Raw genomic sequence first — 23,598 nt, 5'->3', positions numbered from 1 at the left:
TATCGACGGTTTGTCATGAGGTGTTCATGTTGCGGCTCTTTGTTGGCATCGAATTGCCGGAAGCGGTCAGGCAGGCGCTGGCCGAGGTGCGGGAGGCGCATCCCGCGGCGCGCTGGCATGAGCCGGAGCATCTGCATCTGACTTTGAGCTTCATCGGCCAGGTAGAGCAAGAGGCTGCCCGCAATATTGCACAGGTGCTGGCAGACGTGCCCGGCCCGTCATTCGAGCTGGCAGTACAGGGGGTGGGCTACTTCGGCAGTCCTGAGCGGCCACGGATATTCTGGGCTGGGGTGACCGAGTCTCCGCCGTTGAACCGATTGCAGCAGCGCGTGGAAGCGCGACTGCTGCCGCTCGGGCTGCGGCTGGACGACAGGCCCTACACGCCGCACATCACCCTGGCGCGGGTCCGGCAAGGGCTACCGCTGCAGGCGCTCCTGCAGCGGCATGCGAGGCTGTCGCTACCGACTTTTACGGTAGACCACATTTGCCTGTTTCTCAGCGGTGGCGCAGAGCAGGGTGTGCGCTACGAGGTGCTCGAACGTTTCCAGCTGGTCTGAGCTGCCCGCATCAGTCGCGCGCGAGTGCCAGGGCAACACCCTGACCACCACCGATGCACAGCGTGGCCAGGCCCTTGCGTGCATCGCGGCGCTGCATCTCATGCAGCAAGGTCACCAGGACCCGACAGCCCGACCCGCCAATGGGGTGTCCCAAGGCGATGGCGCCACCATTGACGTTGACCTTGTCCAGATCCCAGCGCAGCTCGCTGGCGACGGCCAGCGCCTGGGCGGCGAAAGCTTCGTTGGCTTCGATCAAGTCCAGTTCCTCGACCTTCCAGCCGGCCTTGCTCAGGCAGCGTTGGGTCGCGCTGACCGGACCGATGCCCATGACCGCCGGGTCCACGCCGGAGCTGGCATAGGCGGTGATCCGTGCCAGTACCGGCAAGCCCAGCTCGCGGGCCTTGTCCGCGCTCATCAACATGACCGCTGCCGCGCCGTCGTTCAGGCTGGAGGCGTTGCCAGCGGTGACGGTGCCATCGTTCTTGAAGGCCGGGCGTAGCTTGCCCAGGGACTCCAGGGTGGTGGAGGCCCGGGGCTGCTCGTCCTGGCTGATGGTTAGTGGTTCGCCCTTGCGCTGGGGAATGACAACGGGGGTAATTTCCGTCTCGAAGCGGCCGGCGGCCTGCGCTGCTACGGCTTTCTGTTGTGACGCGAGGGCGAAGGCATCCTGCTGCTGGCGGCTGAGATCGTAGCGCTCGGCCAGATTCTCCGCCGTAATGCCCATGTGATAGTCATTGAAGGCATCCCACAGGCCATCATGAATCATGCTGTCGATCAGCTTGCTGTCGCCCATGCGCTGCCCGGTGCGGGACGTCGGCAAGAGGTGCGGCGAGCGGCTCATGGACTCCTGACCGCCGGCGATCATGATATCGGCATCGCCACAGCGGATGGCCTGGGCTGCCAGATGGACCGCCTTGAGTCCGGAGCCGCAGACCTTGTTGATGTTCAGCGCGGGCACGCTGTGCGGTAGTCCGGCGTGCACAGCGGCCTGGCGAGCGGGGTTCTGGCCGCAGCCGGCGGTCAGTACCTGGCCCAGAATCACTTCATCGATGCTGGCCGGGTCGACACCGGTCTGCTCGAGCAGGGCGCGAATAACCGTCGCGCCGAGCTGATGAGCAGGCACATTGGCAAACTGGCCACCGAAACTGCCAATGGCGGTTCGGGTGGCTGCAACAATCACGACCTCTTGCATGCTTACTTCCTCAGCTTTTATCTGGAACAGCGGGAAGAATAGAGGTCCGCGCCACATTCAACAACCGCCATTGTGCCGCTAGGCTCGGTTCAGACGGTGCTCTATCAGCTCCTCGACCACCGCTGGATCAGCAAGGGTTGAGGTGTCGCCCAGGGTATCCAGCTCGTCACAGGCGATCTTGCGCAGAATCCGGCGCATGATCTTGCCCGAGCGCGTCTTCGGCAATCCCGGCGTCCACTGGATGAAGTCCGGTCTGGCGAAGGCGCCAACCTGCTCGCTGACATAGGCCTTGAGCTCGACCAGCAGCTCGTCAGACGGCGTTACACCACGCATCGGCATGACGTAGGCATAGATGGCTTGGCCTTTGATGTCATGGGGGCAGCCGACCACTGCCGCTTCGGCGACAGCATCATGCAGCACCAGCGCACTTTCCACCTCGGCGGTGCCGATACGGTGGCCGGAGATGTTCAACACATCATCCACCCGGCCGGTGATCCAGTAATACCCGTCCTCATCGCGGCGTGCACCGTCGCCGGTAAAGTAGACACCTTTGTAGGTACTGAAGTAGGTATCAATCAGGCGCTGATGATCGCCGTAGACGGTGCGAATCTGGCTGGGCCAGGAGCGCTTGATCACCAGATTGCCATCGCCGACACCATGCACTTCGTTGCCGTCATTGTCGAACAACGCCGGTTCGACGCCGAAGAACGGGCGGGTGGCCGAACCTGGCTTGAGGTTGGTGGCGCCGGGAAGGGGGGCGATCATGATCGAGCCGGTCTCGGTCTGCCACCAGGTATCGACGACCGGGCAGCGGCTATCGCCGACGACATGGTAGTACCACTCCCAGGCCTCTGGGTTGATCGGTTCGCCGACGCTGCCAAGCAGCCGCAGGCTGGCCCGGGACGAGGATTTTACCGGCTCGTTACCCAGGGCCATCAGCGCGCGGATGGCAGTGGGCGCGGTATAGAAGACGTTCACCTGGTGTTTGTCGATAACCTGCCAGCAGCGCGAGGCATCCGGATAGGTCGGTACGCCTTCGAACATCAGCGTGGTCGCGCCGTTGCACAGCGGGCCATAGACGATATAGGAGTGACCGGTTACCCAACCGACGTCGGCAGTACACCAGTAGACCTCGCCGTCGTGATAATCGAATACATAATGGTGGGTCAGCGCGGCGCTGAGCAGATAACCGCCAGTGGTATGCAGTACGCCCTTGGGTTTGCCGGTGGAGCCGGAGGTATAGAGGATGAACAGTGGGTCCTCACTGTCCATGGGTTCCGGCTCGCAGTCGGCGCTGACTGCGGCGCAAGCCTCGTGATACCAGACGTCACGGTGTTCATGCCAGGCGATGTCCGCGCCGGTGCGCTTGACGGTAACCACGGTATGTACGTCGGGGCAGTCGTTCAGGGCCTTTTCGACGTTCTTTTTCAGCGCCACGTTCTTGCCGCCGCGTACGCCTTCATCGGCGGTGATGACCACCCGGCAATCGGCATTGAGAATGCGGTCGCGCAGGGCATCGGGCGAAAAGCCACCGAATACCACCGAGTGCACCGCGCCGATGCGGGCGCAGGCCAGCATGGCGAAAGCGGCTTCGGGAATCATCGGCATGTACAGGCAGACGCGGTCGCCTTTCTTCACGCCGCGCGCTTTCAGGACGTTGGCCAGGCGGCAGACTTGTTCGTGCAGTTCGCGGTAGCTGATGCGCCGGTCCTGGCCCGGATCATCGCCTTCCCAGATGATCGCGGTCTGATCGCCACGCTTGGCCAGATGCCGGTCTATACAGTTGGCACTGACATTCAATTTGCCATCGATGAACCACGCCGCCTCGCCGCGCGCCATGTTGCTTTCCTGCACCTTGCTCCAGGGCTGCATCCACTCGACGAAGCGATTGGCCTGCTCGGCCCAGAAAGTATCCGGCTGCTCGATGGACTGGCGATAGAGTCGTTCGTAGCCGTCGGCATCAAGATGGGTATTGCGCCGGGCGGCCTCAGAAACCTGATGTTGCTCAGTCTTGTACATGGCGTGGTCCTCTGTTGTTATTGTCGACTTTAGAAATACCGCGCGCGAGCACGCGGTTTCTACTTGTTCTGTTTGTGTCAAGCGTTGATCAGAACGAAGGGCAATTCAACCCTTCTTTGGTCTATGTCGGACAGACACCAATCGGCTAGGGACCGGCTGGGGGAAGCGTCAGGCGAGGCTGACGCGGAGGTTGTCGATCAGGCGAGTGGCACCAAGGAAGGCGGCAGCGAGGATGACGATATCCTGGCTTGCTGAGGTGACCGGTTGCAGGGTTTCGGCCTCGCGCAGGTCCAGGTAATCAGGCTGGAAGCCGGCCTCGATCAGCGCGAGGCGCGCTTCTTCGATGATGGCCGGGAAATCGCGGCGCCCGCTTTCCAGCTGCTGCTGGATCTGCTGCAGGGTCTGATACAGGCGCGGTGCGATGCGGCGCTGCTCCTCGCCCAGATAACCATTGCGCGACGACAGTGCCAGGCCATCCTCGGCACGTACGATAGGCGCGCCCATGATCTGCACCGGCAGGCACAGGTCGTGGGCCATCTTGCGGATTACCGCCAGCTGCTGGAAATCCTTCTCACCGAAGACGGCCAGGTCCGGCTGGACGATATTCAGCAATTTGCCCACCACCGTCGATACCCCGTTGAAATGGCCAGGACGGCTGGCGCCGCACAAGCCTTCGGAGACGACGGGCACGCTGATCAGGGTGTGTCCATCCATCCCTTCGGGATAAATTTCGCTGACATTCGGCGCGAAGATCAGATGGGCGCCGGCGTCCAGCAGTTTGCGCTGGTCTTCCGCCAGGGTACGCGGATAGCTGTCCAGATCCTCGTTGGCGCCGAATTGCAGCGGGTTGACGAAGATGCTTACCACCACATAGTCGGTACGCTGCAGGGCTTTCGCCACCAGGGCGATGTGCCCGTCATGCAGATTGCCCATGGTCGGTACCAGACCGATGCGTTTGTTCTCCTGACGCGCGCGCGCCAGGGCGGCGCGCAGCTGGGCAATGGAATGCAGTGTGTTCATGGTGTCAGAACTCGTGCTCGGCCGCGGGGAATTCGGCAGCTTTCACCGCGCTGACATACGCGGTGATGGCCGAGGCGATATCTGCCTGGCCAGCCATGAAGTTCTTCACGAAGCGCGGCAGGCGACCGCTGATCGACAGGCCGAGCATGTCGTGCACCACCAGCACCTGACCATCAGTACCGCTGCCGGCGCCAATGCCGATGACCGGAATGCTCACGGCACGGGTAATGGCATTGGCGAGCTCGCTGGGTACACATTCGAGCAGCAGCATGGCGGCGCCGGCTGCCTCCAGGGCAATGGCATCCTGAAGCATGGCTTCGGCCTGGTCCTGCTGGCGGCCCTGTACCTTATAGCCACCCAGTACGTTGACGGTCTGTGGGGTCAGGCCCATATGCACGCAAACCGGAATCCCATTACGGGTGAGGGTGGTGGTGATATCCGCCAGCCAGCCGCCGCCTTCCAGCTTGAGAATGTGCGCTCCGGCTTGCATCAACCGCGCGCTGTTGGCCATGGCCTGCTCCAGGGTGGCGTAGGACATGAACGGCAGGTCAGCCATGATCAGGGCGCCACGATTGCCGCGCTTGACGGATGCGGTGTGGTAGGCCATCTCCTCGACAGTCACCGGCAGGGTGCTGTCGTGTCCCTGAAGAACCATTCCCAGGGAGTCACCAATCAACAGCACTTCCACCCCAGCGGTACTTTCCAGATGGGCGAAGGTGGCGTCATACGCTGTCAGGCAGGCAAATTTCTCGCCGTTCTGCTTGAGCTTGTTCAGCGTGGTCAGGGTAATGTCAGGCATGGCAGATTCCAGTAGTTCGGCCTCGCAAGAGGCAACATGGCTGTGATCGGCAGGCAGGCGGACTGTCTGTCGCTCCGATTGCTCAGGTTGATAACAGCCTCAGCAGTATAGTCTTCCTGACTTGAACGATGATGCTCCAGAAAATACATATCTCAACCTTGTGCAGCGTTGCCCGGCAGGCGTTCCAGGTCCGTCGGTGGACAGGCCGCCAGCAGCTGTTGTAGCGATGTGCCATCGGGCAGGGTCAGATCCGCTGCCAATTCTGCCAGCGGATACAGCACAAAGGAACGGGCATGCATATGATAATGCGGCACCTGCAGGCGCGGCGTGTCGATTATCCGGTCGCCGTATAGCAGTAGATCAAGATCCAGAATGCGCGGTCCCCAGCGTTCGGCTTTGCGTACCCGGCCTCGACGGTGCTCGATATCCTGCAGGGCATCCAGCAGCATCTCCGGCTCCAGGCTGGTGTCGAGCATGGCCACGGCATTAACGAAGGCCGGTTGATCCTGTGGCCCCAGGGGGGCGCTGCGGTATAACGAGGAGCACGCCTGCAAGTGCGACTGCGGCAACCTCTCCAGCTCGGTGAAGGCGTGGGTGACCTGCGCGGCGGGATCAGCCTGGTTGCTGCCCAGGGCGATGAAACAGCGTTGCATCAATTGTCTGACCCGCCCTGGGGCTTGCGCTTGCGCCGGGGGCGGCCACGCTTGCCGGCCGGATCACGGCTGCTCAATTGCTGGATCATGCGGCGCCGTTCATCCGCACCTACATCCTGATAGCGGGTCCACCACTGGCCCAGGCCGCCAGTATCCTCGCCGGCCTCTTCACGCAGCAGCAGGAAGTCGTAGGCGGCCCGAAAACGCGGGTGCTCCAGCATCTGGTCGGCGCGGCGGCCGTTGCGCCGCTCCAGCCGTGGCTGCATATCCCAGATCTCCCGCAGCGGAATGCTGAAACGCTTGGGAATGGCAGTGTGACGGCACTGTTCGGCCAGCAGCTCGTGGGTCGCCTGCTGCTGGGCAGGAATCAACGGAATACCCTGTTCCTCCAGCTCGCGGGTACGCTGGGGTAATGCCGGCCAGAGCAGCGCGGCAAACAGGAACGCCGGCGTGACCGGGCGCCCCTGGTGAATACGGTCATCGGTGTTGCGCAGGGCCTGGCGAACCAGCTTGAGGGTATAGCCGGGGTTATCTTCGATGGCGTCGTCAGTGTCCGGGAACAGCGGCGCGAACAGGTCGTACTCCAGCAGCAGATCGAAGGTGCGTTCGCCCTGGCCGTTGAGCAGCAGCTTGAGCACCTCGTCGAACAACCGCGCCGCGGGAATGTCGTACAGCAGCTCGGCCAGCTCGGCGATGGGTGCGGCGCTGTGTGGCTCGATCTCGAAATCCAGCTTGGCGGCGAAGCGCACCGCGCGCAGCATGCGCACCGGGTCTTCCTGATAACGCTGCACCGGATCGCCGATCAAGCGTACCCGGGCATTGCGAATGTCCTGCAGCCCATTGGCGTAATCATGGATATTGCCGGTACAGACATCGTAATACAGGGCGTTGATGGTGAAATCACGGCGCTGGGCATCCTGCTCCAGGGTGCCGTAGACGTTGTCCCGCAACAACCGACCCGACTCGCTCTGCAGCGACTGCTCGCGTCCCAAGTCGCCTTCGTCGTCATCGGCATGGCCGGCGCGGAAGGTTGCCACCTCGATGATCTCGCGACCAAAGTAGACGTGGGCGAGCTTGAATCGCCGGCCGATCAGTCGGCAATTGCGGAAGGTGGCACGGACCTGCTCTGGCGTGGCGCTGGTGGCGACGTCGTAATCCTTGGGGTCCATTTCCAGCAGCAGATCGCGAACGCAGCCGCCCACCGCAAAGGCCTGATAGCCGGCTTGCTGGAGGCGCTCGACCACCGTCACCGCGTTGCGGCTGATCTGGCGGCGCTGCAACGCGTGCTGGCTGGGCGGAATAATAGCGGGCGTGGTACGCCTATGGGCGGGTCGCCCGAAGGGAGAGGGTATCTTTTTCAGTAGCTTGCGAATCATATGAGTGGGTAGTCCACCGGCGTCTCCAACCCAGACCTCGAATCCTGTGAAAAACGGCGGCGCTGGATGTCCCTGGCAGCTACATTTTACAGAGGCTTCAAAAAGCCCGAAGTCAACATGAATGTCATGGGCAAGGCACTGGATAGACGTAAGGTCGGTTTCGAATACAGTGTTGCCTGTATCAACAGACACCCATTCTAGCTTGAATAGCGGGGAAATTGTAGGGAAGCGATGCGGGAAGATACTGCTGGGAGTATTGCAGGAAAGCTCAAGGGGAGTATTCACTCCCCCTAATGGTTTTTTGTTGTTGTTATTTGAGCTGTTTCTTGTTTTTTTGGGCTGGGCGACAGTGTCACCCCGTTTAAACCCATCCCGGGTTGCCTAAAGCAAGCGGATTGCTTTGGATGCTCGGGAAGCTGCTTTGGCCAAGCTTGGCATCGGTACCGGTCGGTTGCTCAGGCAACTTTTATTCTTCTCGGTTTCCAATCGAACATTACGTTCGCCAGCGGTGCTTCCTATTCTCCAAAAAAATCAGTTTGCTACACTCGCACGTTTTGTTTTTGTTAGGTGTGGAGCTGAATCTTGTTTTTGTTATGGGGTCTTGCCTGGTTTTTATTCTTGTTGTGTCTGTAATAAAGCATTTGCCGTGCCATGTTTTTAAATGTCTTTAAAAACAGGTTGTTAGCGTTTTCAGTGAAAAGTGAGGCGGGAGTGGGGGAGGGATTCGTTACCTTATGTCCCGTTAAAGTGTTACCCCTTGCGGGTGAGGGGTAACAGTTTCTCGAAGGTAACAGGTAACACTTTGCACTGGCCAAGCTGTTGGGGAATCCTCCATATGGAGGAGGGCCGTCGCAAATTCAGGAATTGGCGGTTTTCTTGCGTGGGATTCCCAGGCGCTGACGCCGTTCCCACAGGCATTTGCGACTGATGCCCAGCTTATTGGCCAGTTCGGTCTCGGTCATGTGCTCTTGATGCTCAAGCACGAAATGCTGGAAATAATCCTCCAGCGACAGGTCTTCAGCCGGCTCGGTGCTCTGTGAGCTGGGTGAGCGCATGGATTCCAGGGCGCTGGTGGCCTGGGACGTGCGCTCCTGTTCGAGGTCTGGCTCGATGCCCAGCAAGTCAGTGGAAATCTCGTCTTCGTCGCAGAGAATGGCTGCCCGCTCGATGGCATTTTCCAGTTCGCGCACGTTGCCGGGCCACTGATAATGGCGGATGGAGTTGGTCGCCTCCTTGCTGAAATGCAGGGCGGGCGTGCCCATGTTGCGGCCGATCCGGGCGAGTAACGCCTCGGCGATCAGCATGACATCGTCACCACGCTCCCGCAGCGGTGGCAGGCGCAGCTCGATGACGTTCAGGCGGTAATACAGATCTTCACGGAACAGGCCCTGGCGGGCCAGGGTCTTGAGGTCACGGTGGGTGGCCGCGACCAGGCGCACATCGACCTTCTGCGACTGTACGGAACCGACCCGGCGAATTTCGCTCTCCTGCAGTACCCGCAACAGGCGGGCCTGGGCTTCCAGCGGCAGTTCGCCGATTTCGTCGAGAAACAGGGTTCCGCCATCCGCCGCTTCGACCAGCCCGGTACGCCCGGCCACTGCGCCGGTGAAGGCGCCTTTTTCATGGCCGAACAGTTCGGATTCGATCAGGGTCTCAGGGATCGCCGCGCAGTTGACCGAGATCATCGGGGCGCGGGCGCGCGGTGAGTTTTCATGCAGGGCGCGGGCGACCAGTTCCTTGCCGGTACCGGATTCACCCTGGATCAGCACCGTGGACATGGTCGGGGCGACCTTGCGGATACGCTTGAACAGGGTGAGCATCGCCGGGCTGGCGCCGATGATGCCCATGGACTGGGTATCATCGGTATCGTCGCTGGCGGTATCGGCGGCTGGCGCCGGATCAGCGACACCCGCTGCGGCGCGCGATTGCTGGCTGGCTTCGATGATGCGGGCCACGGCCTGCAACATCTCTTCATGATCGAAGGGCTTGGCAATGTAGTCCACGGCGCCGAGTTTCATCGAGTCCACTGCCGAGCGCAGACTGGCGTAGCTGGTCATGATCAATACGGGGGTATTGGGAGCGCGACGAATCAGTTCTGTGCCGGGCTCGCCAGGCAGACGCAGGTCGCTGATGATCAGCGCGAAGTCGTCCAGATTGTGGTTCTCGACGGCTTCATGTACAGCGCCAGCCTCACTGACCTGGTATTGGTGGCGTTCCAGCAGCCGCCGCAGTGCGGTGCGAATGATGGGTTCGTCTTCAACAACCAGAATATGCGACATATCTACCTCTATGCGACAGCGTCCGACGAAGTCAGGCGCTGCCGTAACTAAAAGACGCCATAGCGGGGTAACGTAATGGTGAACCGGGTTCCCCGCTGAGTTACATCATCGATGGGGCTGTCTACCGTAATCTGACCATAATGCTCTTCGATGATTGAGTACACCAGCGCCAGTCCGAGTCCGGTACCTGCACCTGGCTCCTTGGTCGTGAAAAAGGGTTCGAACAACCGATCCTTGAGCTCATGTTCGATGCCGCTGCCCTGGTCCTCAACCATCAGCAATATCTGGTGTTCATCCGCGGCGGTGTGGATGGTGACGCTGTCACCGCTGCGGCTGGCATCGCGGGCATTGCCTAGCAGGTTGATCAGAACCTGTACCAGACGCTGGCTATCACCGGCTACCCGGTGAGCGGTATCGCACAGGTTAACATAATTGACCTCGGGGCCCTTGCGGTTCAGTGACAGGAGGTGAATGGCCTCGTTGGTGCAGGCGACCAGATCGACTTCATCGTTGGCATTGTTGTGCCGGCTGCCGACATGGGCGAAATTGACCATGGACTGCACGATGCGCGATACCCGGCGGGTCTGCTCGATAATCTGCTCCGCTGCTTCCAGGGTTTCGGCCTGGGCAGACTCTTCGCGCAGGTTTTGCGCCAGGCAGGCGATGCCGGTGATTGGATTGCCGATTTCATGGGCCACCCCAGCGGCCAGACGGCCGATTGAGGCCAGGCGCTCGGAGTGGATCAGCTCTTCCTCGAGCATCTGGGTTTCGGTCTGGTCCTCGATCAGCAAGACCAGGCCGCCGCGAGCATTACCGGGTTCGTCAATCGCTGCCTTGTGCAGGTTAAGCCACTGGGTCTGACCACGGTTGACCAGCTTCTGCTTGTGCAGGTGCGCCGATTCATCGCTGACAAAGCGCTCCAGCAGTTCATTCCAGGGCGCCGGCAGGTTCTCCAGGCGCGAGCCGATCACGCTCTCGGCATTGATGCCGGTGAGTGTCTGCAATGCCCGGTTCCACATCAATACTTCATTGTCCTCGGCCAGCGAGCATACGCCCATGGGCAGATCCTGCAGGGTCTGGCGATGGTAGCGGCGCAGGGCATCCAGTTCCGCGGCCAGTCCGGTCAGCCGCGAGTGGTAGTCCTCCAGGCGGTTTTCGATGAAGTGGATGTCTTCGGTGACGTAGCCGTTGCGCGCCAGCTTGAATGGCAGGAAGGTCTCGATCATCTCCTGCGCCACTGCCGGGCCCATCAGGCCTGACAGGTTGGCCTCCAGACGGTCACGCAGGCGGCGCAGGGCGTAGGGGCGGCGCTCATCGAAGGGCAGTTTGAGATCGCGCAGAGCCTGCTCGACTTCCTGCTGGGCGGCCTTGTTACCCAGCGGCTTGGCCATCTGCTGGGCGAATTCCTGGGGCGACCTGGCAATCAGTTCCATGCGCTGGGGGCGTCTGACGTTATCGACCAGGCAGGCTTCGGCGGCACTGACCTCATCGGGCGAGCGCCGGGTGAACAGCGAGACCAGGGTGAATACCACAATGTTGGCGGTCAGCGAGGCGATCGCGGCGATATGCCAGGACTCCGAATCCAGGGTCACCTGCAGACCCAGAATGTGCAGCGTGTCGATACCGGTGACCATGACCAGCAGCATGGTGCAGGCCCAGATGCTCATGCCGGCGATCAAACCACAGATGAAGCCGCGGTGGTTGGCCTGCGGCCAGTACAGCACCGAAAGCGCACCGGGCAGAAATTGCACGGTGGCGACGAAGGAGGTGATGCCCAGGTTGGTCAGCGGCTGGTCCGAGTCCAGCAGGTGGTAGAAGCCATAGCTGGCCATGATAATGGCGGCGATCAGGCTGCGCCGGGTCCATAACAACCAGCGGTAGATATTGACGTTGTTATCGGCGCTTGGCTGGTATACCGGCAGTACCAGATGGTTGAGCACCATACCGGACAGCGCCAGGGTAACCACGATGATCAGCCCGCTGGCGGCAGAGATCCCGCCGATGAAGGCGACCAGGGTCAGCCAGTCGGCGCCAGCGGCGACGCCCAGGCCGAGGGTGTAGTACTCGGCGCTGGTGGGCACCTGCAGGTAGAGGCCGGCCCAGAGAATGGGCGGGATGGCCAGGCTCATCAGCAGCAGGAACAGGGGCAACCCCCAGCTGGCCGCGCTAAGGGCGCGGGGGTTGAGGTTCTCGGTGAAGGCCATGTGGTACATGTGCGGCATGACGATGGCCGCGGCGAAGAACACCAGCAGCAAGGTGCGCCAGGGGCCTTCCTGCAGCGGGCTATGCAGGGTTTTCAGCGCTTCCTGGTTGTGGCTCAGCCACAGCTCCAGGCCGGAAGGACCCTCGAACACCACGAACAGTGCGTACAGGCCGACCGCGGACAGACACAGCAGCTTGACCAGCGACTCGAAGGCGATGGCGATCACCAGCCCTTCGTGTTTCTCCCGGGCCGAGATATGCCGGGCGCCGAACAGGATGGCGAACAGCACGATCAGCAGACAGAAGCCCAGCGCCACCGGCCGCTGGCGCGGATCGTGGGTTAGGATCTGCACCGAGTCGGTGACGGCCTGGATCTGCAGCGCCAGTAGCGGCAGCATGCTCAACAGCATGAAGATGGTGGTCAGGGTGCCGGCCCAGGTGCTGCGAAAGCGGAAGGCGAACAGGTCAGCGAGGGATGACAGCTGGTAGGTGCGGGTAATACGCAGAATCGGGTTGAGCAGCACCGGTGCCAGCAGGAAGGCGCCGCAGATACCCAGATAATAGGTGAGGAAGCCGTAGCCGTACTGATAGGCCAGGCCAACGGTACCGTAGAACGCCCAGGCGCTGGCGTATACACCGATGGACAGGGTGTAAATCGCCGGATGGCGGACCACGGCGCTTGGCAGCAATCCCCGTTCGGTGGCCCAGGCCACGCTGAACAGGATGACCAGATAGGCGACGCTGAGCAGGATCAGCAGGCTGAGTTCAAAGCTCATCGGTATCCCTAGGGCTCTGCAACAGCATGCCGGCGATGATCAGAATGAGCCATAGAACATAGGGGCGATACCAGGCGCCCATGGGCTCGATCCACCAGTCCATGATGGCTGGTGAGAACAGGTAGATGCCGATGACCAGCAGCAATACCAGGCGGTAGATGTACATGGTTTATGTCCTCGGCTCCGGAATCTGCCGTTTTGCCGGTAGTCTCTGCGGTTGCCAGTGTGCCACAGCCCAGGCGAGTTGTTCATCGACCGGGGCGTCGGCCAGTTCGGGCGGCGGCTCCTGGGCCAGTACCGTGAGCGCCCGGTGCAGAGTAGCGGTCGCCAGCCTGGGTTCCAGCGGAGTCGAGCCCAGTCGTTTGCTGAGTTTCTCGCCATCCTCGCGCATCACCAGGGGCACATGCAGATAGCGCGGCGCTGGTTGCTGCAGCAACTGGTATAGCCACAATTGGCGGGGCGTGGAATCCAGCAGGTCGGCGCCACGTACGATATCAGTCACCTGCTGGGCGATATCATCAACCACCACCGCCAACTGGTAGGCAATGATGCCATCGCGCCGGCGAATGATGAAATCACCGGACAACCCATCGGCGGTTTGCTGAAACTCTCCCTGCAGGCGGTCCCGGAATACCACCGGCTGATCGGCGACTCGCACCCGTACCGCATGATCAGGCGCAGCGGGCAGGTGACGCTCACGACAGGTTCCCGGGTAGGCACCGCCATGCTGGAGAAGGGTCCGGCGTGAACAGTCGCAGTGATAAGCCTGGCCGGTTTCCAGCCAGTGATCAATTACCTGCTGATACAGCGGCAGTCGCTCGCTCTGATAGATAATCTCGCCATCCCAGTGCAGGCCGTAAGCGTCCAGGGTGCGCAGGATATGTTCGCTGGCGCCGGGCAGATTGCGCGGGGTGTCCAGATCCTCGATCCGGACCAGCCATTGACCTTGATGCTGACGTGCGTCCAGATAGCTGGCGACCGCAGCCAACAGCGAGCCGAAATGCAGGTAACCGCTGGGGGTGGGGGCGAAACGCCCGACATACGGGGAGAGCATGGCGACAGGGCCTTGCGAGTGAATCGGACTGTGGCAGACAGGGTGCTGTCTGCCACCGGGTCGCTGACAGGTCAGCCGCCGATCTGCTTTTCCTTGATTTCGGCCAGCGTTTTGCAATCGATGCAAAGGGTGGCCGTGGGACGGGCTTCGAGGCGGCGGATGCCGATATCGACACCGCAGGAATCGCAGAAACCGTAGTCTTCATCCTCGATGCGCTGCAGAGTCTGATCGATCTTCTTGATCAGCTTGCGTTCGCGATCGCGGGTACGCAGTTCCAGGCTGAATTCCTCTTCCTGACTGGCCCGGTCGGCCGGGTCGGGGAAGTTGGCTGCCTCGTCCTGCATATAGGATACGGTGCGATCCACTTCTTCCATCAGTTCGCGTTTCCAGCCATTGAGGATGTTGGCGAAATGCTCGAGCTGACGCTCGTTCATATACTCCTCGCCTTTCTCTTCCTTATAGGGAACGAAGCCGCGAATCAACAATGCATTCTTTTCTTTGGTATTGCTGGGCATGAGAACAGCCTCACTTTTAGCTCAATCATCCTGTGCCAGGTCGACACCGGCGGGGGTGCAGCCTGTGGCCTGCAAGCGGGCAAAACTACCAGAACCCGATCTGCGAAGCTACTTTTTGCCAACTTAAGATATTTCTACTTCGACAGCATAGCTGGGAATTGGTTGGCCGAGCATCCGTCGCCACAGGTATCATGGCGGTTTTTTGTCTGCGGTGGCAGCGGAGGAAATCATGGTGGGGCAGCGTTGGGCACAGCGGATCGGGGAGATCGAACCCTTCCATGTCATGGCCGTGCTGGAGCGGGCCAAGGCACTGGAAGCGCAGGGGCGCGACGTCATTCACATGGAAATCGGCGAGCCGGATTTCGGTACGCCCGACCCCATCATACGTGCCGGCCAGGCCGCACTGGCGGCAGGCTTTACCGAGTACACGCCAGCGCTGGGACTGCCGGCATTGCGCGAGGCCGTAGCGGGTTTCTATCAACAGCGCTACGGTATCGATCTGGACCCGCGCCGCGTGGTGATCACCCCCGGTGGCTCGGGGGCCTTGCTGCTGATCAGCGCCCTGCTGGTGAACCCCGGTAGCAAGGTGCTGATGGCTGACCCGGCCTACCCGTGCAACCGGCATTTCCTGCGGCTGGTCGAAGGCCAGGCGACATTGATCCCGGCGGATGCGCAGAGCGGCTATCAGCTGACGCCAGAGCTGGTCGAGCAGCACTGGGATAGTGCTAGCGCCGCCGTACTCTGCGCCTCACCGGCCAACCCCTCCGGTAGCGTGCTGAGCCGCGCACAGCTCACGGCACTGGCCGATACTACCCGACGGCTGGGCGGACAACTGATTGTCGACGAGATCTACCATGGTTTGACCTATGGCTGCGATGCCACTTCGGTGCTGGAGGTGGCCCCGGATGCCTGGGTGTTGAATAGTTTTTCCAAATATTTCGGCATGACCGGTTGGCGTCTGGGTTGGTTGATTGCGCCCGAGGCCGCAGTACCTGAGCTGGAGAAACTGGCGCAGAATCTCTACATCTGCGCCCCACATCTGTCGCAGCGGGCGGCGCTGGCTGCTTTCAGCGAGGAGAGCCTGGCCATCTGCGAAGCGCGCCGCGACGCTTTCCACCGGCGCCGGGACTTTCTGTTGCCGGCGCTGCGTGAGCTGGGCTTCGGCATTCCGCACACGCCTGATGGGGCGTTCTATTTGTATGCTGATGCCACGGCGTTCACTACCGACAGCCAGCGGTTGTGTCAGCACCTGATCGAAACCGAGCATGTGGCGATCACCCCGGGGCTGGACTTCGGCCACCACCGCGCCACTGAACATGTGCGGTTTGCCTATGCCAACTCCCTGGAGCGCCTCGAACAGGCAGTGGAGCGTATCGCTCGCGGTCTGGACCGCTGGCCGGGATGCTGATTCCTTACGAGCCGGCACTGGTCGCCGGCACGCTGGTGCAGCGCTACAAGCGGTTTCTTGCCGATATCCGCCTGGCTGACGGGCGTGAGCTGACACTGCATTGCCCGAACACCGGTTCGATGAAGAACTGCGGTGGGCCGGGTAGCCGAGTCTGGGTCAACCTGGAGCAGCGGCCGGGGCGCAAGCTGCCCGGCACCTGGGAACTGGTGGAAACCCTTCCCGGTGAGCTGGCCTGTATTCACAGCGCCCGCGCCAACAGCGTCATTGCCGCCGCGCTGGCGGCCGGGTTGATTGCGCCGTTGACGGATTATCCGGTGGCGCGCCATGAGGTCACCCTGACGCCGGGTGGCAGCCGTTTCGACTTTCTACTCGAGGGTGCCACGGGCAGTTGTGTGCTGGAGGTCAAGAGTGTGACCCTGGCGTTGGGTGGTGGGGTGGGTGCGTTCCCGGATGCGGTCAGCCTGCGCGGCCAGAAGCATCTGCGGGAGCTGACGCAGTTGGCGCAGGCGGGGCAGCGAGCCTGTCTGCTGTTCTGTGTCATGCACAGCGGTATCGCCTGCGTGCGACCTGCCGATCACATCGATCCGGTGTACGGGCAATTGTTGCGTGAAGCTGTGGCGGCCGGAGTGCAGGTGCTGGCCTGGTCGATAATACCGACGCCGCTGGGGCTGGAGGTGGCCGGGCAGTTACCGGTGCTGCTTCAGGGTGAGGGGAGCAGCCAGACCTGACCCTCTTCGATGCGGCAGGGCAGAGGCAATAGACGGTCGCCGCTGCAGGGGCCGGCGACGCATTCCCCGGTCTCGGGCAGGAATAGCGCGCCATGGCTGGCGCACTGGATCAGGCGTCCGGAGCTGTCGAGGAACTGGTCCGGCACCCATTCCAGGGGAATGCCCCGGTGGGGGCAACGGTTGAGATAGGCGAATACCCGCTGCCCCTGACGCACCGCAAAGATGCGCCGCCCCTGCACCACGAAACCCTGGCTGCCGGGGTCGGCGAGGTCATCCAGTTGGCATAGTGCAATAGGCAGTTCGGCGGTTGGCTGATTCGACATCTTTATCTCCAGGCGCATTTTCCGGGCGCCGCTGATGCTGGCGCGCAGAGGGGGCAGGGCGCAAGCGGATTCAGTCGACTGGTTATGCTGATCCAGCCGACAAAGCGGTGCCGTTTTTCAGCATGTCGATGACCGCGCTGGCAAGCTGGTCGGCGCGCTCGCTCAAAGAAAAATCCTCTGGGCGCAATAGCCAGAGATCAAGCATGCCGGCGACAAAGGCATGCAGGCAGCGGGCGGCGATAAGTACATCCAGTTGCGGCGGCAACTGTCCTTTCGAAATCGCATTGCGCAGCGCAGTTTCCAGTTTCAGGTCGGACTGCAACCGCAGCTGGCGCATATGTTCACGCAGATCGCACATTTGATCGGTATATTCACACTTGTGAAATATGATCTCGTTGATGCGTCGCGTGGAGGGATCGCGTTCGGCCTGGCGGAACACTTCCGCTACCATGGTCTGCAGACGCCCCAGCGGATCGGGTTCATCATCGGCCCGGCTGGCTTCATCCAGGTGCTGGATGGGCGTTTTTGCGCGCAGCAACAGTGCATCCAGCACTTCGCCTTTGTTTTCGAAGTGCCAGTAGATGGCGCCGCGGGTCACTCCGGCAGTCTTGGCTATCTCGGCCAGTGAGGTGTGCGAAACCCCTTTTTTGAAGAAGCACAGCTCTGCCGCATCGATGATCTGCGTACGTGTTTCCTGGGCTTCCTGCTTGGTGCGTCTGGCCATTTAGCCCTCTGAATAACTGGAAATATGCTTGACAAGGGAGGTCCGCTGATGCGCAAAGCCGGCAAGCGCGAAGATGTTAGCCAATGTGAAAACAACTTACAAACATTCGTGGATGTAAGTATTATTGTGCGTTATTCAAATGAGTCGGTTTCTTGTTCAGTCATCGTCTTTTCTATTGATCCCATTGTTCCGTAGAGGTGCCCCGCCCATGCCTGTCAAGTCAGTTCGCGCTGCCCTGATCCCCTTGTTCACGGTAACGGCGCTGCTCAGTGCCTGCGGTGATTCGGCTGAACCCACCGCACAGGCGCCCAAGATCCCCCAGGTGGGCGTGGTTACCATCAGTGCGCAGGACTTTCTGCTGACCACTGAGCTGCCGGGGCGTACCAAGGCCTTCCGGGTGGCGGAAGTGCGGCCCCAGGTCAATGGCATCATCCAGAAGCGTCTGTTCGAAGAAGGCTCCGAGGTCAAGGCCGGCGCGCAGTTGTACCAGATCGATGCGTCGGTCTACGAGGCTGCTCTGAAAAGTGCCGAGGCCACGCGGTTGTCCGCCGGCACCCTGGCCGACCGCTATGAGATTCTGGTCAAGGATCGCGCGGTCAGCCAGCAGGCCTACGACGAGGCGCGGGCGGCTCGGCTGCAAGCGGAGGCGGCGCTGGAGCGGGCCAAGATCGATTTGCGCTACACCCGCGTGCTGGCGCCGATTTCCGGGCGCATCGGCCGGTCTGCGGTGACCGAAGGCGCTCTGGTGAGCAGTGGCCAGGCACAGGCGATGGCCACCATCCAGCAACTGGACCCGATCTATGTCGACGTGACCCAGCCGTCGCGTGATCTGCTGGCATTGCGCCGGGATCTGGATGCCGGTCGGTTGCAGCGCGCGGGCGACAACGCCGCCAAGGTCACCCTGCAGCTGGAAGACGGTTCCGAGTACGAACATGAAGGCCGCCTGGAGTTCTCCGAGGTGTCCGTTGATTCGAGCACCGGCTCGGTGACCCTGCGCGCCGTATTCCCCAACCCTGACCGGATTCTGCTGCCCGGCATGTTCGTGCATGCGCAACTGGTTGCCGGCTCGCGCAGCGACGCGATCCTGGCGCCGCAGCAGGGTGTGACCCGCAATCCGCGCGGGCTAGCGGTGGCGATGCTGGTCACGGATGACAACAAGGTCGAGCAGCGCATCATCCAGACCGAACGTACCGTCGGCAATCGTTGGCTGGTCAGCGAGGGATTGAATGTGGGTGATCGGCTGATCACCGAAGGACTGCACATGGTGCAACCGGGCATGCAGGTTGAGCCGGTACCGGCGGCCAATGTCGATAATGCCGGTGCGGCCAATACTGCCGAACAGGAAGGATAAGCCCCCATGCCACACTATTTCATCGATCGCCCGATCTTTGCCTGGGTGCTGGCCATCCTGGTGATGCTGATGGGCGGGTTGGCCGTTCTCGGCCTGCCGGTCAACCAGTACCCCAGCATCGCGCCGCCGGCGATCAACATCGCGGTCAACTACCCCGGTGCCTCGGCCCAGACCGTGCAGGACACCGTCGCGCAGGTCATCGAGCAGCAGATGAACGGCATCGACGGTCTGCGCTACATGAGGTCAGAAAGTGGCTCCGACGGCAGCATGCGGATCACTGTGACCTTCGACCAGGGCGTTGATCCGGATATCGCTCAGGTGCAGGTGCAGAACAAGCTGCAGCTGGCCACGCCGATGCTGCCGCAGGAAGTGCAGCAGCAGGGTATCCGGGTGACCAAGGCTTCCTCCAACTTCCTGATGGTTGTCGGTCTGATCTCAGCTGACGACAGCATGAGCAATGAGGACCTGTCCGACTTCATCATTTCCACTATCCAGGACCCGATCTCCCGTACCAGCGGGGTGGGTGATTTCCAGGTATTCGGTTCGGCCTACTCCATGCGGATCTGGCTGGATCCGGCCAAACTGAACAAGTTCCAGCTTACGCCGATCGACGTGCGCAACGCCATTTCGGCGCAGAACGTGCAGGTATCCGGTGGCCAGCTGGGCGGTGCGCCTGCCGTGCCTGGTCAGCAGCTCAATGCGACCATCATCGGCAAGACCCGTTTCGAGACACCTGAGCAGTTCCGCAACATCCTGATGAAGGTGGACAACAACGGCTCGCAGGTGCGTCTGGGTGACGTGGCGCGGGTCGAGCTCGGCGCGCAGAATTCCGCTTTCCGGGCGCTGTACAACGGCCAGCCGGCCACCGGCATGGCGATCCAGCTGGCTACCGGCGCCAATGCGCTGGATACCACTGAGGCGGTCAAGCAGACCATCGCCGACTTGCGGCCCTATTTCCCGCAGGGTGTGGAAGTGGTGTATCCGTTCGAGACCGCTCCGGTGGTATCCGAATCCATCACCGGGGTGGTGCATACCCTGATGGAAGCCATCGTGCTGGTTTTCCTGGTGATGTACCTGTTCCTGCAGAACTTCCGTGCCACGCTGATTCCGACGCTGGCGGTACCGGTGGTACTGTTGGGTACCTTCGGCGTGCTCTCGGCGTTCGGTTTCAGTATCAACATCCTGACCATGTTCGCCATGGTGCTGGCTATTGGCTTGTTGGTGGATGATGCCATCGTGGTGGTGGAGAACGTCGAGCGGGTGATGGCCGAGGATGGCCTGCCGCCAGTGGAGGCGACGCGTAAATCCATGGATCAGATCCAGGGTGCGCTGATCGGTATCGGCCTGGTACTGTCCGCGGTATTCGTGCCGATGGCCTTCTTCGGTGGTTCCACCGGTGTGATCTATCGTCAGTTCGCCATCACCATCGCCTCGGCCATGACCTTGTCGGTACTGGTGGCGCTGATTTTCACTCCGGCCCTGTGCGCCACCATTCTCAAGCCGATTCCCAAAGGGCATAAGCACGAGAAGCGCGGTTTCTTCGGGTGGTTCAACCGCACCTTCGAGCGGGGTGTCAACCGCTATGAAAAAGGGGTGGCAGCTGTCCTCAAGCGCAAGGCACCGTACCTGCTGCTGTACGTGGTGATCGTCGGCGCTATGGTCATGCTGTTTGGCAAACTGCCGAGCTCCTTCTTGCCGGATGAGGATCAAGGGGTGATGTACGTTCAGGTTCTGGGGCCGGCCGGCTCGACCATGGAGCGTACCCAGCAGACCGTGGACGGCATGCGTGAGAAGCTGCTAACCGAGGAAAGCGATATCGTCCAGTCGGTATTCACGGTGACCGGTTTCAGTTTTGCTGGCCGTGGCCAGAACGCGGCCATTGCCTTCGTTGGTCTCAAGCCGTGGGGCGAGCGCAGCGAGGCAGGTATGAGCGTCTTCGACCTGGTCGAGCGGACCGAGCAGCATTTTGCCGGCTTCCGTGACGCGGCGGTCATGGCTTTTGCCCCGCCGGCAGTCATGGCGCTGGGTAACGCCACCGGGTTCAACTTCTTCCTGCAGGACAATGCAGGCGTGGGGCACGAAGCGCTGATGCAAGCGCGCAATCAGTTGTTGGGCATGGCCGCACAGAGCGAAGTGCTGACTGGCGTGCGCCCCAATGGCCTGAATGACGAGCCGCAATACCGCCTGATCATTGATGATGAGAAAGCCCAGGTGCTGGGCGTCGCGCTCAGCGATGTCAACAGCACCCAGTCGATCGCCTGGGGGTCGAGCTATGTCAACGACTTCATCGATCGGGGCCGGGTCAAGCGAGTTTACCTGCAAGCCGAAGCCGATGCGCGGATGAACCCCGAGGATATGGACAAATGGTTCGTACGTAACAACCAGGGCGAAATGGTGCCGTTCAGTGCCTTCGCCTCCGGCGAGTGGGTTTACGGTCCGCCGAAACTGGCCCGTTACAACGGTGTACTGGCCATGGAGATTCAGGGCGAGGCTGCGCCGGGCTACAGTACCGGGCATGCAATGGCGGAAATCGAGCGCCTGGCCCAGCAACTGCCAGCCGGTATCGGTGTGGACTGGACCGGGCTGTCCTACGAGGAGCGCCTGTCCGGCGACCAGGCGCCAGCGTTGTACGCGTTGTCGCTGCTGGTCGTGTTCCTGTGTCTGGCGGCGTTGTATGAAAGCTGGTCGATTCCGTTTGCGGTGATGCTGGTGGTACCGCTGGGTGTGATCGGTGCGCTGTTGACGACCATGGGCCGCGGCCTGTCCAACGACGTGTTCTTCCAGGTTGGTCTGCTGACGACCATCGGGTTGACGGCGAAGAACGCGATTCTGATCGTCGAATTCGCCAAGGACCTGCATGAGCAGGGCATGTCCCGGGTCGATGCCGCAATCCAGGCCTGTCGCATGCGTCTGCGGCCGATCATCATGACCTCGCTGGCCTTCACCCTGGGCGTGGTCCCGCTGGCGCTCGCCAGTGGCGCTGGCGCCGGTAGTTCGCATGCCATTGGTACCGGCGTGATCGGCGGCATGCTCACGGCCACCGTGCTGGTGATCTTCTGGGTACCGTTATTCTACGTAATGGTATCTTCGCTGTTCTCGCGCAAGATCAGTTACGACAATAAGGAGGAAGCACGGTGAAACGTTCATTGATGTGTCTGGCTGTGCTGGGAGTCTTGAGCGGCTGCTCGATGATTCCCGATTATGAGCGCCCGGCATCGCCGGTGGCCGATGTCTGGCCGACCGGTGAAGCCTATGGCCCGCTGAACTCGGAAACCCAGGCGATGGAGCTGGGCTGGCGGGACTTCTTCCGCGACCCAGCGCTGCAGCGCCTGGTCGGTATTGCGCTGGAAAACAACCGTGATCTGCGCATCGCCGCGTTGAATGTGGAAGCCTACCAGGCGCTGTATGGTATCCAGCGCGCCGCGCTGTTTCCGGATGTCACTGCCGATGGCAGCGGCAACCGCACGCGCACTCCCGAAGGGCTGAGCCCGACCGGTGAGGCGACCACGGGTGGCCAGTATTCCGCGACCTTGGGCGTAGCCTGGGAGCTGGATCTGTTTGGCCGCCTCGACAGCCTGAGCGAACAGGCGTTGGAAGAGTTCCTGGCTAGCGAAGCGACCCAACGCAGTGTGCGGATCAGCCTGATCGCCAGCGTCGCCAACAGCTATATGACCTGGCAGGCAGACCGCGAACTGCTCGCTGTTACCGCGCAGACGCTGAAGGCTTATGAAGACAGTCTGGCGCTGGTGCAGCGCAGCTATGATGTCGGTGTGGCCTCGACGCTGGAGTTGACCCAGGCGCGTACAGCGGTGGAAACCGCGCGCTCGGCATTGGCGCAATATCGCCGACTGGTGGCGCAGGATCGCAATGCCCTGACCCAGCTGCTGGGCCAAAGCATACCGCTGGAAGACGTGGAGATGGGCGGGCTGGATATGGAGCTGCTGGCCGATCTGCCGGTCGGCTTGCCGTCCGAGCTGCTGTTCATGCGCCCCGACGTGATTGCCGCCGAGCACCAGTTGCGCGCTGCCAATGCCAGTATCGGCGCGGCGCGGGCGGCTTTCTTCCCGAGCATCCGGTTGACCGGCGCGGCGGGCAGCGCGAGCAATGACCTGTCGGAGCTATTTGACGGTGGTACGGGCTACTGGAATTTCATGCCCAGCATCAGCGTTCCGATCTTCAATGCCGGACGGCTGCGGGCGAATCTGGACTACTCGGAAATCTCCCGGGATATTCGCGTCGCCCAATACGAACAGACGATCCAGGACGCGTTCCGCGACGTCGCGGATGGTTTGGCGGCCCACGAGACCTATGCCGACCAGGTACAGGCGCAGCGCAATCTGCTGGAAGTCAGCGAAAGCTATTACCAGATAGCCGAGCAGCGCTACCGGACCGGGGTGGACAGTCACCTTATTTTGCTCGATGCGCAGCGGCAATTGCTGATGGCTCAGCAGCAGTTGGTGAATGATCGACGCAATCAGCTGATCAGCGAAGTCAATCTGTTCAAGGCGCTGGGCGGTGGTTGGCAGGTGGGTGATACGGCAGCGGCTTCGGCGGTGCCGGAGGCCTGACCGGCCGTCTCGCATCAGGCCGGCGGTTGCGGTCTGATGCGCAGTGGCAGGCTG

The 23,598-nt window shown here is 61.6% G+C and carries 19 protein-coding genes; 6 read left to right on the top strand and 13 right to left on the bottom strand.

Annotated features, from left to right (window positions below; translation table 11 throughout):
* The first annotated feature begins 26 nt into the window (after positions 1-26).
* A complete protein-coding gene (gene thpR, locus DHB74_RS16265; protein WP_280165129.1) occupies positions 27-557 on the top strand; it encodes an RNA 2',3'-cyclic phosphodiesterase in 531 nt (176 codons plus the stop codon).
* A gap of 10 nt (positions 558-567) precedes the next feature.
* Here the strand turns inward: thpR and DHB74_RS16260 are convergent, their stop codons facing one another.
* The 11 genes from DHB74_RS16260 to dksA form a co-directional block, all read right to left on the bottom strand.
* Complete coding sequence (locus DHB74_RS16260; protein WP_280165130.1) at positions 568-1,749, bottom strand: acetyl-CoA C-acetyltransferase; 1,182 nt, start codon at positions 1,747-1,749, stop codon at positions 568-570.
* Positions 1,750-1,827: 78 nt separating this feature from the next.
* A complete protein-coding gene (gene acs / locus DHB74_RS16255; protein WP_036993110.1) occupies positions 1,828-3,768 on the bottom strand; it encodes an acetate--CoA ligase in 1,941 nt (646 codons plus the stop codon).
* Between the two features lie 168 nt (positions 3,769-3,936).
* The gene (gene panC, locus DHB74_RS16250; protein WP_074779304.1) at positions 3,937-4,788 is read right to left on the bottom strand and encodes a pantoate--beta-alanine ligase; all 852 of its coding nucleotides are present in this window, start codon (positions 4,786-4,788) and stop codon (positions 3,937-3,939) included.
* Positions 4,789-4,792: 4 nt separating this feature from the next.
* Positions 4,793-5,587, bottom strand: a complete 795-nt coding sequence (gene panB, locus DHB74_RS16245; RefSeq protein ID WP_280165133.1) for a 3-methyl-2-oxobutanoate hydroxymethyltransferase — start codon at positions 5,585-5,587, stop codon at positions 4,793-4,795.
* A gap of 152 nt (positions 5,588-5,739) precedes the next feature.
* Complete coding sequence (folK, locus tag DHB74_RS16240) at positions 5,740-6,240, bottom strand: 2-amino-4-hydroxy-6-hydroxymethyldihydropteridine diphosphokinase (RefSeq protein WP_036993106.1); 501 nt, start codon at positions 6,238-6,240, stop codon at positions 5,740-5,742.
* Complete coding sequence (locus DHB74_RS16235; protein ID WP_036993104.1) at positions 6,240-7,616, bottom strand: polynucleotide adenylyltransferase PcnB; 1,377 nt, start codon at positions 7,614-7,616, stop codon at positions 6,240-6,242. The genes folK and DHB74_RS16235 overlap by 1 nt, the downstream gene beginning before the upstream one ends.
* Positions 7,617-8,473: 857 nt before the next feature.
* Positions 8,474-9,895: a sigma-54-dependent transcriptional regulator gene (locus tag DHB74_RS16230; RefSeq protein ID WP_499162039.1), complete on the bottom strand. Its 1,422-nt coding sequence runs from the start codon at positions 9,893-9,895 to the stop codon at positions 8,474-8,476.
* A gap of 47 nt (positions 9,896-9,942) precedes the next feature.
* Positions 9,943-12,873: a sensor histidine kinase gene (locus tag DHB74_RS16225; RefSeq protein ID WP_036993102.1), complete on the bottom strand. Its 2,931-nt coding sequence runs from the start codon at positions 12,871-12,873 to the stop codon at positions 9,943-9,945.
* Positions 12,863-13,039: a hypothetical protein gene (locus tag DHB74_RS16220; protein ID WP_036993100.1), complete on the bottom strand. Its 177-nt coding sequence runs from the start codon at positions 13,037-13,039 to the stop codon at positions 12,863-12,865. Before DHB74_RS16220 ends, DHB74_RS16225 begins: the two co-directional genes overlap by 11 nt.
* A gap of 3 nt (positions 13,040-13,042) precedes the next feature.
* Positions 13,043-13,927: a tRNA glutamyl-Q(34) synthetase GluQRS gene (gene gluQRS, locus DHB74_RS16215; RefSeq protein WP_499162036.1), complete on the bottom strand. Its 885-nt coding sequence runs from the start codon at positions 13,925-13,927 to the stop codon at positions 13,043-13,045.
* Positions 13,928-13,998: 71 nt separating this feature from the next.
* A complete protein-coding gene (gene dksA / locus DHB74_RS16210) occupies positions 13,999-14,442 on the bottom strand; it encodes an RNA polymerase-binding protein DksA (RefSeq protein WP_499162034.1) in 444 nt (147 codons plus the stop codon).
* A gap of 229 nt (positions 14,443-14,671) precedes the next feature.
* Between dksA and DHB74_RS16205 the strand changes: the two genes are divergently transcribed.
* Positions 14,672-15,850 (top strand): pyridoxal phosphate-dependent aminotransferase, encoded by a 1,179-nt coding sequence (locus tag DHB74_RS16205; RefSeq protein ID WP_036993096.1) that lies wholly within the window; start codon positions 14,672-14,674, stop codon positions 15,848-15,850.
* A complete protein-coding gene (gene sfsA, locus DHB74_RS16200; RefSeq protein ID WP_499162081.1) occupies positions 15,850-16,578 on the top strand; it encodes a DNA/RNA nuclease SfsA in 729 nt (242 codons plus the stop codon). The genes DHB74_RS16205 and sfsA overlap by 1 nt, the downstream gene beginning before the upstream one ends.
* On the opposite strand, the gene DHB74_RS16195 is transcribed toward sfsA, so the two are convergent.
* Positions 16,551-16,901: a Rieske (2Fe-2S) protein gene (locus DHB74_RS16195; RefSeq protein ID WP_499162032.1), complete on the bottom strand. Its 351-nt coding sequence runs from the start codon at positions 16,899-16,901 to the stop codon at positions 16,551-16,553. The genes sfsA and DHB74_RS16195 overlap by 28 nt on opposite strands.
* Before the next feature lie 82 nt (positions 16,902-16,983).
* Positions 16,984-17,625: a TetR family transcriptional regulator gene (locus DHB74_RS16190; protein ID WP_074779298.1), complete on the bottom strand. Its 642-nt coding sequence runs from the start codon at positions 17,623-17,625 to the stop codon at positions 16,984-16,986.
* A 208-nt stretch (positions 17,626-17,833) separates the two neighbouring features.
* On the opposite strand from DHB74_RS16190, the gene DHB74_RS16185 reads away from it, so the two are divergent.
* The 3 genes from DHB74_RS16185 to DHB74_RS16175 are packed head-to-tail and all read left to right on the top strand — an operon-like array spanning position 17,834 to position 23,544.
* Entirely contained in the window at positions 17,834-18,976 is a 1,143-nt protein-coding gene (locus DHB74_RS16185) for an efflux RND transporter periplasmic adaptor subunit (protein ID WP_280165139.1), read from the top strand.
* Positions 18,977-18,982: 6 nt separating this feature from the next.
* Entirely contained in the window at positions 18,983-22,114 is a 3,132-nt protein-coding gene (locus DHB74_RS16180) for an efflux RND transporter permease subunit (RefSeq protein ID WP_499162029.1), read from the top strand.
* Positions 22,111-23,544: an efflux transporter outer membrane subunit gene (locus DHB74_RS16175; RefSeq protein WP_036993086.1), complete on the top strand. Its 1,434-nt coding sequence runs from the start codon at positions 22,111-22,113 to the stop codon at positions 23,542-23,544. The genes DHB74_RS16180 and DHB74_RS16175 overlap by 4 nt, the downstream gene beginning before the upstream one ends.
* Positions 23,545-23,598: the final 54 nt, after the last annotated feature.

It is taken from the genome of Pseudomonas sp. G11-1 (genome assembly GCF_024031555.1).
Classification (GTDB): Bacteria; Pseudomonadota; Gammaproteobacteria; order Pseudomonadales; family Pseudomonadaceae; genus Halopseudomonas; species Halopseudomonas bauzanensis.
This window is presented reverse-complemented; position numbering and strand designations above follow the sequence as displayed.

Coding starts and splice junctions, on each gene's coding strand:
- DHB74_RS16180 (WP_499162029.1), top strand. CDS start 18,983: ATGCCACACTATTTCATCGATCGCCCGATCTTTGCCTGGGTGCTGGCC.
- DHB74_RS16225 (WP_036993102.1), bottom strand. CDS start 12,873: ATGAGCTTTGAACTCAGCCTGCTGATCCTGCTCAGCGTCGCCTATCTG.
- DHB74_RS16260 (WP_280165130.1), bottom strand. CDS start 1,749: ATGCAAGAGGTCGTGATTGTTGCAGCCACCCGAACCGCCATTGGCAGT.
- thpR (WP_280165129.1), top strand. CDS start 27: ATGTTGCGGCTCTTTGTTGGCATCGAATTGCCGGAAGCGGTCAGGCAG.
- DHB74_RS16235 (WP_036993104.1), bottom strand. CDS start 7,616: ATGATTCGCAAGCTACTGAAAAAGATACCCTCTCCCTTCGGGCGACCC.
- DHB74_RS16230 (WP_499162039.1), bottom strand. CDS start 9,895: ATGTCGCATATTCTGGTTGTTGAAGACGAACCCATCATTCGCACCGCA.
- panC (WP_074779304.1), bottom strand. CDS start 4,788: ATGAACACACTGCATTCCATTGCCCAGCTGCGCGCCGCCCTGGCGCGC.
- DHB74_RS16190 (WP_074779298.1), bottom strand. CDS start 17,625: ATGGCCAGACGCACCAAGCAGGAAGCCCAGGAAACACGTACGCAGATC.
- panB (WP_280165133.1), bottom strand. CDS start 5,587: ATGCCTGACATTACCCTGACCACGCTGAACAAGCTCAAGCAGAACGGC.
- DHB74_RS16195 (WP_499162032.1), bottom strand. CDS start 16,901: ATGTCGAATCAGCCAACCGCCGAACTGCCTATTGCACTATGCCAACTG.
- gluQRS (WP_499162036.1), bottom strand. CDS start 13,927: ATGCTCTCCCCGTATGTCGGGCGTTTCGCCCCCACCCCCAGCGGTTAC.
- folK (WP_036993106.1), bottom strand. CDS start 6,240: ATGCAACGCTGTTTCATCGCCCTGGGCAGCAACCAGGCTGATCCCGCC.
- DHB74_RS16220 (WP_036993100.1), bottom strand. CDS start 13,039: ATGTACATCTACCGCCTGGTATTGCTGCTGGTCATCGGCATCTACCTG.
- dksA (WP_499162034.1), bottom strand. CDS start 14,442: ATGCCCAGCAATACCAAAGAAAAGAATGCATTGTTGATTCGCGGCTTC.
- DHB74_RS16185 (WP_280165139.1), top strand. CDS start 17,834: ATGCCTGTCAAGTCAGTTCGCGCTGCCCTGATCCCCTTGTTCACGGTA.
- DHB74_RS16205 (WP_036993096.1), top strand. CDS start 14,672: ATGGTGGGGCAGCGTTGGGCACAGCGGATCGGGGAGATCGAACCCTTC.
- acs (WP_036993110.1), bottom strand. CDS start 3,768: ATGTACAAGACTGAGCAACATCAGGTTTCTGAGGCCGCCCGGCGCAAT.